Origin of the sequence: Ruegeria sp. HKCCA5491 (assembly GCF_013034565.1) — a bacterium.
GTDB lineage: Bacteria > Pseudomonadota > Alphaproteobacteria > Rhodobacterales > Rhodobacteraceae > Ruegeria.
In genome coordinates, this window is record NZ_WQGG01000002.1 from 363,497 (window position 1) to 373,546 (window position 10,050).

Genomic DNA, 10,050 nt, shown 5'->3' on the forward strand with positions numbered 1-10,050 from the left:
TGAGACTAGGCTGAATTCTACCTATCGGGCTGGCCATCTTGGCTTTTTGTTAAGGTTTCTCGGAGCAGACTACGCATGTAACCACTTTGGGGCATCTCATGCATGGTCTGATTAATCGGGCGGTACAGTCATTTGTTTGCGAGACCTACGGACAATCGTGCTGGATAAACGTGACCGAGGCGGCTGAACTGGGATTTTCCGAGTTTGAGGCCATGCTGGTCTACGATGACGAAATGACCCTGCGTGTTCTGGACATTTTATGCGCGAAGCTAAAGCGGCCGCGCGGGGAACTGCTTGAAGACCTTGGCACCTATCTGGTCTCGCATCCCAAAATGGAAGGGTTGCGCCGTCTTCTGCGGTTTGGGGGCGAAACTTATGTCGAATTCCTGCACTCGCTCGATGATTTATCTGACCGCGTTCGTTTGGCGGTCAGCGATCTGACCTTGCCTGTGCTCGAGTTGAGAGAGGTGTCGCCTGCGGAGTTCCAACTCTACTGCTATCCTGGCTTGAAAGGGTATTCGAGCGTTATGGTCGGGGTCTTGCGTGCCATCGCCGATGACTATGGTGCCTTGGCGATGCTGTCCCATGCGGGCACCGAGGGAGAGGTTGAGATTATTTCAATTGTTTTGATCGAAAGCGCGTTTGCCGAGGGGCGACAATTCGATCTGGGGGCGCGCGGTTGATGATGGAAACATCGGATCTTTCTTCATTGCTTGGACTATTGTGCCCCATGTTTGTGCTTGTTGACGAACAGGGACAAATCACAAGCGTTGGGCCCACTTTGCAAAAGCTCCGCCCCGAGCAGCCCATGCAAGGCCAAGGCTTTTTGGACCTGTTCGAATTGGTTCGCCCACGCTCAATCACCACGACTGCTGCATTGTTGTCGCTGGCAGGTGCCAAACTGCACCTAAAACTACGGGACGAACCACGCACCGCGTTAAAGGGGTTGGTTGCACCGCTGCCGGGGAACAAGGGCGCGATCATCAATCTGTCCTTTGGAATTTCGATTCTGGATGCCGTGCGTGACTATGCCCTGACAAGTGCCGATTTCTCGGGAACCGATCTTGCAATTGAACTGCTGTACTTGGTCGAAGCCAAGTCAGCCGCGATGGAAGCATCACGTTCCCTGAACCTGCGCTTGCAAGGTGCCATGCTTGCGGCTGAGGAACAGGCCTTTACGGATATGCTCACTGGTTTGAAGAACCGAAGGGCCATGGACGTTCTTCTGGGTCACATGGCGTCGGGCAATGCACCATTTGCGTTGATGCATCTGGATCTGGATTTCTTCAAGTCCGTGAACGACCGACTTGGGCACGCGGCAGGTGATTTTGTTCTGCAGCAGGCAGCGCGCATCATGGAGGAAGAAACCCGCAGCGACGATATGGTCGCGCGCGTGGGCGGGGATGAGTTTGTTATAATTATCAAGGGCTTGATTGATGAGGGGGTGTTGTCCTCAATTGCGGGCCGTTTGATAGACAGGCTGAGGCAACCGACGGTATTCGAAAGCGAAACCTGCAGGGTTTCCGCGAGCGTTGGCATAGCCTTGTCGACCCAATTCAGTACCTTGAAGGCTGCAGAAATCCTTAAGGCTGCTGATCAAGCTCTGTATGACGCTAAACGATCTGGCAGATCCCGCTATAGCTTTTTCTCACCACCAGCAGGTTCGATAACCGATCCCCCAAAATTGCAGGGTTCCCCACAGCCGCGGTCCGGTATCTCTGGGCAATAGTGCTAGGTGCCCCCGAAGGCTTGCGAAAGTACGTTGGCAATCTGACGCTTCACGCGGGGAAGTTCGCCGACAACGGGCAAAACCCGGCCCTTGAACGCAGCGCGATCCAACTCTTGCGGGACGTCTTCCAGAACGTGGCCCCCGGTACAGGCAAAAAATGGCAGGCAGAGGGCCTTTGCCCCTGTGCCCTGCGCGGCCTCGGAGATGGAGGGTGGTTCTTCCACAAACCCGACCCGGATTGAGCGAAAATCTGTCAATTCCTCGAGCTTATTGGCGAAATCTCGGGCAATTTTGGACGGGTTGCGGCTGCGCCCAGAGCCATGCGCGGCCAATACGATATCGGTGGTTGAGGACACCCATTTTAAATCCGTAACCGCGTCGCCTAGTGTGTCTGCAATCAGCGAAGGCAGGATGGCGTCGGTACCTAAAGGGTCAAGAACGCGCAGCGGCTGTGCCCCAAGACGTTTGGGCAGGGCGCTTGTGACAAACCACCCTTTCGCCATGAACAGCGGAAAAACCACTGTGTCATCGGGCAAGTCCTGTAGTTTCACCTCAAGCGCGCCGGGTGCCGCCAAAGTCGCTGACGTCACCGTAACGCCGTCGCACATCCCGTTTACCTCGGTCGCGTATCGGGCAAGCGCGGCTTCAGCGGGATCTGGATCAGAGGGCTGACCATGAGCGACGATAAGGGCGTAGGGCATGAGGGCCTTCCCGTTTTGAGTTATCGAAAGGTGTGTTGTACCGGGGCAAAGTCAACATGCATTTGGATAGAGTTAGCCCAACAACATGAGCCAGAACCAGACCGTAAGTATAGACGCCCCGGTTCCAACCAAAACCGACGACGCGGCGACTCTTTTGGCCCGCCCATACATGTTGGCAAAGATGTAGGCATTGAACCCGGGCGCCATTGCCGCGTTCAGAACGCCCGATCGAAACAAGTCCTGTGGTAAACCGACGGTAGAGCCGAATAGCCAGACAAGACTGGGGTGCAGCATCAGCGACACGCCGCACACAAAGGCAATCGTGCGGAGGTCGCCTTCGGGCTTGTACTTGACCAGAACCCCGCCCAACGCGAACAGCGCCCCTGGAAGGGCGGCGCGGGTCACAAGGCCAAGGGCTTCATCCACAACGGCAGGAACCTGGATCCCGGACAGGTTGACGGCAAAGCCCAACGCGATCCCTAAGATCAGAGCGTTTCGGAACATCGCCGACAGAACCGAGCGCACCATACGCGTTCCACCGTGCCCGCGATTGCGGACGAACTCCATCACCGTGATGCCCACGCAATAGCAAAAAGGCGAGTGAAACGCGATAATCGCGTAGTTTCCGGTCAGGTTTTCGGGGCCATAAGCGCGCTCGGTAATTGGCAGGCCCAGTAGAACTGAATTCGAAAATAGACAGCAAAACCCGATGGCGACACAGTCTTCCCAATCCCTGTTGAATATCAGCCGCGCGCCGAACAACCCAGCGCAGAAACACAGCGCGGCCGCCGTATAGAAACTGGCCAGCAGACGCGGATCGAAACTGGCGCTAAGGTCAAGATTGGAAATGGCCAGAAACAGCAGGCAAGGGATTGCAAACCCTTGGGTGAACTTCATCAGCCCGTCGACATGGACCTCTTTGAAATACCCAAGCCGGGTCGACGCATAGCCAGCCCCGATAACCAGAAATACCGGAAGGATGACGTTGATCAGGGATTGCAGCATCTAAGGCTCCACCGGGGTCGCCAACCGGGGCGAGGATATGGCAGAGCAAGTCGTCAGGGCCTTACAGCGCCTGATGTATCACCATGCCGTCATAGGCTGGTGCGATGTGATCCGCAGTTTCCGCATCGACTGTGGCATAATCCAGGTCGATATGCATGTTGGTTAGGACGGCCTTCTTGGGTTGCAACTTTTCAATCCAGCCCAGCGTTTTTTCCAGATGTGCGTGGGTAGGATGCGGAGACCGGCGCAACGCGTCGATAATGAGACAGTCCAGCCCTTCCAACATTGTCCACGCATCGTCGTAAATCTCGGCTACGTCGGGCAGGTAGACAAGATTGCCCATTCGAAAGCCTAAAGCGTCAATCGACCCATGGTTCACTTTGAACGGATGAAAGGGGATCGGACCGCCGGGGCCTGTAACCTCGAACGGGCCATCAATGGTTTTCAGGTCGAGAATGGGCGGGTACGGCGAATTTTCGGGCTGAATAAAGGCATATCCGAAGCGACCCAGCAGATCGTTCTGAGTATCGCCGTCAGCCCAAACAGGGACACGCTCGCGCATGTTGAAAACGATCATGCGCAGGTCGTCGATGCCGTGCACGTGGTCAGCGTGGGAATGGGTGTAGACCACTCCGTCCAGACGGCCCGTGCCTGTATCCAGCAACTGACTGCGCATATCGGGGGTCGTGTCGATCAGAACCGAAGTCGTCCCTTTGGGTCCGTCGCGTTCAACCAGCATCGAGCAGCGGCGACGGATGTTGCGCGGATTGTCGGGGTCACATGCGCCCCAGTGACCGCCCAGTCGCGGGACGCCGCCAGAAGACCCGCAGCCAAGGATCGTACAGCGCAGTTCCGTCATGCAGCCGCCTTGTAAGTTGCGGCCTTTGTGAACAGCCGGTCAAAATTTGCTTGCGTCTGTGCCGCGAATTCCGAGTACCCCATCCCGAAAACTTCAGCCCCTTTTCGGGCGGTATGGGCCGTATAAGCGGGTTCGTTACGCTTGCCGCGGAATGGAGGTGGCGCCAGATAAGGCGCATCGGTCTCGACAAGGATGCGATCGACCGGGGCGCTGGCGAATATGTCCCGAAGGTCCTGGCTTTTGGGGAATGCAGCGATGCCGGACATGGAAAGGTAAAATCCCAGACCCAATGCGGCCTTGGCCAGTTCCGCCGATGATGAAAAGCAGTGCATCACGCAGGAATAGGGCGCGTTGCGATATTCTTCGCTTAGAATCCTCGCCATATCATCGTCAGCCGCGCGGGCGTGGATGATCAGCGGCAAGCCTGTTCGCTGCGCGGCTTCGATGTGGATACGCAGAGATTGCTTTTGTACTTCGGCACTGTCAGCGGTGTAGTGATAGTCCAGCCCGGTCTCCCCAATGCCCACGAATTTGGGGTGCCGGGACAGTTGCACCAGTTCATCAACGGTAGCTATCGGTTCATCCGCGGCGCTCATGGGGTGCGTACCAGCGGCGAAAAAGACCGGAGCATGTGCTTCTGCGATCGCGCGGATGGTGGGTTCATTGCGCAAACGGGTACAGATTGTGACCATCCGCGTCACGCCTGCTTCGGCTGCGCGGGCCACGATTTCGTCCAACTGGCCATCGAAATCAGGGAAGTCCAGATGACAATGGCTATCTGTGATTTGGGGCGTATCGCTCATCTGCTCTGACCGGCGGTTTCCTGTATCTTGAACACCGTATCTAGGACCAGCGCGGCAGGGTCAAGGTTCACCGCTTGACCATGTCGCGTGCGGGCCGTGATCAGGGCTGCGGTATCCGCCCATTGACGCGCCATATGTGGGGACGCGGACAGGCGTGACAGGACTTCCGCCTCGCCCGGCGCGGCCTCTGGCATAGGGGGGGCACCAGTTGCACCCGTCAGGGCAAGCCGAGACAAAGCAATGTCTATCAAAGTCAGCAACAGCTCAAAACGCTCGGCCGCGCCGCGTTGGGCTGCGGCCTCGGCCAAGGCCAAGGCACGCTGACGGTCCATTCTTGGAATCGTGCCCAAATTGGCGATGAGTTCTGCGTAAATGTCCAGGCCACTCAGGTTGATCAGGCGAACGGCACTGCCCACAGAACCAGCGGCGAGAGCGGCCAGATGATCCGGGTTGCTTGGCGGCTCGGCCCCGGTTTGTGCCAAAGCCGTCATCATATCTTCGGTGCCTAGCGGTGACAGCCTGAGCGTTCGGCACCGCGACCGGATTGTAGGCAACAGCCGCGATGGTTGGTGCGAGACCAACAAAAGTGTGGTGCGGGCAGGGGGCTCTTCGAGCATTTTCAGAAGGGCATTGGCTGCGCTGACATTCATCTCATCCGCAGAGTCCACGATGACAACGCGCCGCCCACCGTCGGCTGAAGAAAGTCCGAAGAACTTGCCCAGCTTACGGATATCTTCGACCACGATTTCGTTTCGCATCCTGCCGCGGTCGTTCTCGGACCGGGTGACCGAGGCAAGTCCAGGCTCAGCCCCGGCCAGAATGCGATGAGAGACCGGGTGATCCTCGTCAATATCCAGCGTTTCAGGTTGTGGGGGCGCTCCGAAAAGGCCATCCTCTTCGGCTGGAGGTGTCGCCAGCAAGAACCGTGCGATGCGCCACGCCAACGTCGATTTTCCCACTCCGCGAGGGCCGGTCAGCAACCAACCATGGTGCAGGCGTTCCGAATTGTAGGCCGTCAGAAAGGCGCTTTCGGCCTCGGCCTGCCCGAAAAGCTGCCGGGTTTCGCGCGGGTGTGGGGCACCGGGTGCCTGATCCGGGGGCGGGGTTTCGTCGCTCATCAATAGTTTACCGCAAAGCCTGCTTAACGATACCTGTCACATCGCTGGCGACTCTGTCCATGTCCCGATTGCCGTCGATCACGCGAAATCGTTCAGAAAACTCATCGGCAAGGGCAAGAAATCCGGCTCTCATCTTGAGTTGCAGGTCAAGGCCGAAATCTTCGAACCTTTCTTCTGTTCCCTGACGCCCCTTTGCCCGGTTCAGACCGGTCTGGGGGTCCATGTCGATCAGAAGGGTCAGATCAGGTTCACGACCAATCATCAGATTGTGCAACTGATCCACCAATCCGCGCAGGTCACCGCGAGAAAGGCCCTGATACATGCGGGTGCTGTCGGCAAAGCGATCACATATCACCACTTTGCCAGCGGCCAAAGCGGGTTCGATCGTACGTTCCAAGTGGTCGCGGCGCGCAGCGGTGAACAGCAAAATTTCCGTTTCAGCGGACCACCGATCGGGGTCGCCCTCAAGCACAAGGCGGCGAATTTCTTCAGCCCCGGCAGACCCGCCGGGTTCGCGGGTCAGGACAACGTCGTGACCCATGCCGCGCAGGTGATCGGTCAGCAAGCGTGCTTGCGATGACTTACCCGATCCGTCAATACCTTCGAAGGTTAGGAACAACCCGGTGCTTGTCACAGGGCGTCCAACGGATTGCCGATAACGTCAGTTAACACGATGCTGCCTACGGTCATCATCCGAACAACAAACCCGCCGGTCGCAACATCATTCGCGGCCACCAGAGGGCGGCGAATTTCCGGAAGACCCTCGGGCTTGATGACCAGTTCGGCCAGCTTCTGACCCTTTTTGATCGGCTCACTCGATGCATCGACGGGCCCGTCATAGACCACTTCGGCCTTTACATCCTTGTCGCCCAAAACCGGAAGGAGAATAGTCAGATCACCTTCGGGAACCAATCCAACCGTCTTTTCCGCACCCATCCAAACTTTGGCTTCGGCTATCGGCGCTTCGGAGTTGGCAATTGTCCTCTCGACAAAATTGCGAAACGACCAGTTAACCACGGCCTCAGCCTCCTCTGCGCGGCGGGCAGTGCTGTCGAGACCGGATAGGACAAAGATCACCCTGCGGTCGCCCTGTTTGGCTGAACCGACAAGGCCGTATCCCGCTTCCTGCGTGTGGCCGGTCTTTAACCCGTCTGCCCCAATTCCCAGTTTGAGCAGGGGATTGCGGTTGCGCGAGTTCGACGGCGCGCGACCGTCAAATTCAAACTCTTCCTCGGCGAACAGGGGATAGTATTCGGGGAAATCGGTGATCAGTCGGTCCGCAAGAACCGCCAAATCATGCACGGACATCATGTGCCCAGCCGCAGGCCAGCCGTTTGAGTTGGCGAAGTTCGAGCTGTTCATCCCCATCTGCTCGGCGCGCTGCGTCATATAGCGTGCGAACCCGGCTTCGGTTCCATCCGGGCTGAGTGCCTCGGCAATCACCACGCAGGCGTCATTGCCGGACAACACGATTATGCCCCGCAACAAATCCTCGACCCGGACCCGGTCCTGCGTATTTAGGAACATGGTCGAGCCGCCATAACTCATCGCGTGTTCCGAAACGGGCAGTTCTTCGTCCAGCGTCAGGCGGCCATCCCGCAGTGCTTCGAACGCGACATACAAGGTCATCAGTTTCGACATCGACGCCGGTGGCAGCGGCTGATCTGCGTCTTTGGACAGCAGTACCGTGCCTGTTGTCTGGTCGATCACATATGCTGCGCGGGCCGTTGTATCGAAGGCCTGGGCAGGCAGGGCAAACAGCGCCAGCCCCAGGGACAAAACAGAAGATCGCAATGAGGTCAGCATCAGGGCCTCCCTTGTTTCAGTTCTTGACCAGGAAGGCATCCGAGAAGCCTAGGTCCTTTACGTCGCTTTGAAGGGCGGTGCGCTCTCCACGGGTTGAGGCGGGGCCTACAAGAACCCTCCAGACAGAATCATCGTCGGTTGCTAGCTCGCGCACTTCGGCAGGCAGCCCGTTGCGGCGTATCTTGTCAGCGGCGCTTTTGGCGTTGGCTTCAACGCCGAATGTCCCGACCTGAACATAAGGTTTGGACAATGGGCCAGAAGACTGTTCCGGCTGGCTTGCCGCACTTGCAGGTGTAGGTTCCGAGGCGTCGATCGCGGCCGCGGCGCCTGCGATCGGATCAAGCGGCGTTTCCGTGATTTCGTCTGCAGGTTTCTTCTGCCACCATTTTCGCTTTGCAGGTTGATCGCTGGGCGGGGTCACCTCTGGATCGCTCAGTGTCGCGGTTGGCGCGGCTTCGGCGGCAGCTTCAATTGTTTCCTCTGCGGCTTCCGTAGCTGTGTCTGTGGCCGCGTCTGCCGCGACCGCAGCTGCGCCTGCTGCACCAGCCGCGACTGCGGCGGTTTCTTTCTTTTGCCACCATTTCCGCTTGGCGGGCTTTTCTGCGCCGTCCTCTGCCGTGTCTACGGATGCGGACTGAGTATCGTCATCCTGTGGTGCAGGGGCGTCTTCGCCCGCGTCCGTCGGAGTATCTTCAGGCTCGGGTTTCGGGGGTTCCGCAGGTTTACGGCGCAGCGCAACGACCTGAACCTTGGTCGGGGACCCTGCCAGAATGCCCAATTCCGCAGCAGCGGCCGAAGAAAGCTGCAAGGCCGGCCCCGGCAGGTTTCTTTCCCGACGGAACAGCGCGCCGGTTACGGTCTTGTTGTTGCTGGCGTTCTTGATCCGCACCCGTTCGGGCTGTGTGACGTCCGGGTGAGCCACCCAAACTCCACCCAACGATGGGCGCCCATCCCACAATCCAGCCTCGGTAACTTCGAAGACCTCGGGCGCTTCGACATCGTCGCGGGGATTTCCGGTGGCGTCCGGGAACAGTTCGACCTTGTTGTCATCCTGAAGGCTTTCTGTGGCCGCTTCGGATGACGCGTTGTCAGGGGAAAGTGTCTCATCACAACCTGCGAGGGTTGCGGAAAACACGGCCAGAACCGCCAACGCTCGCGGTTTTGCGCGTGTCTGGGTCGCTCGATTCATTTTGTCATCCCTTGCCTGAAGGGGCCTCGTTTCCCGAGCCCCGCCGATTGCCGGTTCTGAATTGCCGGCCTGTTACGGTCTTTCGATTAGATCATAACCTGCACAAAGTGTCATGGAAAGGCCGCTGCAACCGCTTCGGCAAGATTTCCCTATTTGGTCTTGCCACCGGTTTCGGTTCGCCTTAGACCCAGCGTCACGCGGGGAGGTGGCAGAGTGGTCGAATGCGGCGGTCTTGAAAAGCGTTGAAAGTCGCTTGTAAGCATTTGATTTATTTACCACTAATAAACCGCATGGAACAGGACATGGAACACGTTGACTGCGTAATCTGTGTCCGATTCGTTCCGTCGCGCGCTGAAAGGAAGAGTGGCAGAGTGGTCGAATGCACTGGTCTTGAAAACCAGCGAGGGTGAAAGTCCTCCGTGGGTTCGAATCCCACCTCTTCCGCGCAGCAAAAAACCGCCCCCGAGAGGGCGGTCTTTTTTTGGCGCTGGGCTGAAAATTCAAGGCGTTACGTCAGCGGTTTCACTTCCTTTCAGAGAGTTTGTCGATCCGCCGCCCACTCCTGCCCAGCTACGCGATCTGGTCGAACTGGTGTTTGGGATGGTGCACGCCGCTGAGCGTGGAGAGTCCGTGTCCGACTTTGTTGAACGAGTCAGGAATGGCTGAGACCGCATTTCATTCTGGACCGCCCCCCACCGGGGAGGTGCTGGCTGGGGGGGGATGGTCAAAACAAATGCTCGGGGGCGTTAACCGTTTGGCTCCAAACCAATCGCCGACACCCAATTGCGGACCAAACGCGCGTACTGTCGCGTCGATATATGCGGCCTTTCGTGAAAGCGG

Annotated in this window: 10 protein-coding genes, 1 tRNA gene and 1 pseudogene; 3 read left to right on the plus strand and 9 right to left on the minus strand. The window is 57.9% G+C overall.

The features are described 5' to 3' along the window. The first annotated feature begins 98 nt into the window (after positions 1-98). The gene (locus GOV88_RS05540) at positions 99-683 is read left to right on the plus strand and encodes a heme NO-binding domain-containing protein (protein WP_171239777.1); all 585 of its coding nucleotides are present in this window, start codon (positions 99-101) and stop codon (positions 681-683) included. Further along, positions 683-1,729, plus strand: coding sequence for a GGDEF domain-containing protein (locus tag GOV88_RS05545; RefSeq protein ID WP_171239778.1), 1,047 nt, complete (start codon positions 683-685; stop codon positions 1,727-1,729). Before GOV88_RS05540 ends, GOV88_RS05545 begins: the two co-directional genes overlap by 1 nt. Positions 1,730-1,731: 2 nt before the next feature. Here GOV88_RS05545 and GOV88_RS05550 read toward each other — a convergent pair whose 3' ends face one another. The 8 genes from GOV88_RS05550 to GOV88_RS20720 form a co-directional block, all read right to left on the minus strand. After that, positions 1,732-2,430, minus strand: a complete 699-nt coding sequence (locus GOV88_RS05550; protein WP_171239779.1) for a CbiX/SirB N-terminal domain-containing protein — start codon at positions 2,428-2,430, stop codon at positions 1,732-1,734. 72 nt (positions 2,431-2,502) lie between these two features. Then, entirely contained in the window at positions 2,503-3,435 is a 933-nt protein-coding gene (locus tag GOV88_RS05555; RefSeq protein ID WP_171120836.1) for an AEC family transporter, read from the minus strand. A gap of 61 nt (positions 3,436-3,496) precedes the next feature. Beyond that, positions 3,497-4,294: an MBL fold metallo-hydrolase gene (locus GOV88_RS05560; RefSeq protein WP_171120838.1), complete on the minus strand. Its 798-nt coding sequence runs from the start codon at positions 4,292-4,294 to the stop codon at positions 3,497-3,499. Beyond that, complete coding sequence (locus GOV88_RS05565; RefSeq protein WP_171120839.1) at positions 4,291-5,097, minus strand: TatD family hydrolase; 807 nt, start codon at positions 5,095-5,097, stop codon at positions 4,291-4,293. The genes GOV88_RS05560 and GOV88_RS05565 overlap by 4 nt, the downstream gene beginning before the upstream one ends. Further along, the gene (locus GOV88_RS05570; RefSeq protein WP_171239780.1) at positions 5,094-6,215 is read right to left on the minus strand and encodes a DNA polymerase III subunit delta'; all 1,122 of its coding nucleotides are present in this window, start codon (positions 6,213-6,215) and stop codon (positions 5,094-5,096) included. Before GOV88_RS05570 ends, GOV88_RS05565 begins: the two co-directional genes overlap by 4 nt. A gap of 7 nt (positions 6,216-6,222) precedes the next feature. Beyond that, a complete protein-coding gene (gene tmk / locus GOV88_RS05575) occupies positions 6,223-6,849 on the minus strand; it encodes a dTMP kinase (RefSeq protein WP_171239781.1) in 627 nt (208 codons plus the stop codon). Next, positions 6,846-8,021 (minus strand): D-alanyl-D-alanine carboxypeptidase family protein, encoded by a 1,176-nt coding sequence (locus GOV88_RS05580; protein ID WP_171239782.1) that lies wholly within the window; start codon positions 8,019-8,021, stop codon positions 6,846-6,848. The genes tmk and GOV88_RS05580 overlap by 4 nt, the downstream gene beginning before the upstream one ends. 16 nt (positions 8,022-8,037) lie before the next feature. After that, the gene (locus GOV88_RS20720) at positions 8,038-9,210 is read right to left on the minus strand and encodes an SPOR domain-containing protein (RefSeq protein WP_171239783.1); all 1,173 of its coding nucleotides are present in this window, start codon (positions 9,208-9,210) and stop codon (positions 8,038-8,040) included. A gap of 357 nt (positions 9,211-9,567) precedes the next feature. On the opposite strand from GOV88_RS20720, the gene GOV88_RS05590 reads away from it, so the two are divergent. Further along, positions 9,568-9,654 (plus strand) — tRNA-Ser (locus tag GOV88_RS05590). 305 nt (positions 9,655-9,959) lie between these two features. On the opposite strand, the pseudogene GOV88_RS20460 reads toward GOV88_RS05590, so the two are convergent. Further along, positions 9,960-10,050: pseudogene (locus GOV88_RS20460) on the minus strand (integrase); the annotation flags it as partial.

What these genes read in the sequence shown, in the direction of transcription:
- GOV88_RS05565 (WP_171120839.1), bottom strand. Translation starts at nt 5,097, where the DNA reads ATGAGCGATACGCCCCAAATCACAGATAGCCATTGTCATCTGGACTTC.
- GOV88_RS05550 (WP_171239779.1), bottom strand. Translation starts at nt 2,430, where the DNA reads ATGCCCTACGCCCTTATCGTCGCTCATGGTCAGCCCTCTGATCCAGAT.
- GOV88_RS20720 (WP_171239783.1), bottom strand. Translation starts at nt 9,210, where the DNA reads ATGAATCGAGCGACCCAGACACGCGCAAAACCGCGAGCGTTGGCGGTT.
- GOV88_RS05540 (WP_171239777.1), top strand. Translation starts at nt 99, where the DNA reads ATGCATGGTCTGATTAATCGGGCGGTACAGTCATTTGTTTGCGAGACC.
- GOV88_RS05580 (WP_171239782.1), bottom strand. Translation starts at nt 8,021, where the DNA reads ATGCTGACCTCATTGCGATCTTCTGTTTTGTCCCTGGGGCTGGCGCTG.
- GOV88_RS05560 (WP_171120838.1), bottom strand. Translation starts at nt 4,294, where the DNA reads ATGACGGAACTGCGCTGTACGATCCTTGGCTGCGGGTCTTCTGGCGGC.
- GOV88_RS05570 (WP_171239780.1), bottom strand. Translation starts at nt 6,215, where the DNA reads ATGAGCGACGAAACCCCGCCCCCGGATCAGGCACCCGGTGCCCCACAC.
- GOV88_RS05555 (WP_171120836.1), bottom strand. Translation starts at nt 3,435, where the DNA reads ATGCTGCAATCCCTGATCAACGTCATCCTTCCGGTATTTCTGGTTATC.
- GOV88_RS05545 (WP_171239778.1), top strand. Translation starts at nt 683, where the DNA reads ATGATGGAAACATCGGATCTTTCTTCATTGCTTGGACTATTGTGCCCC.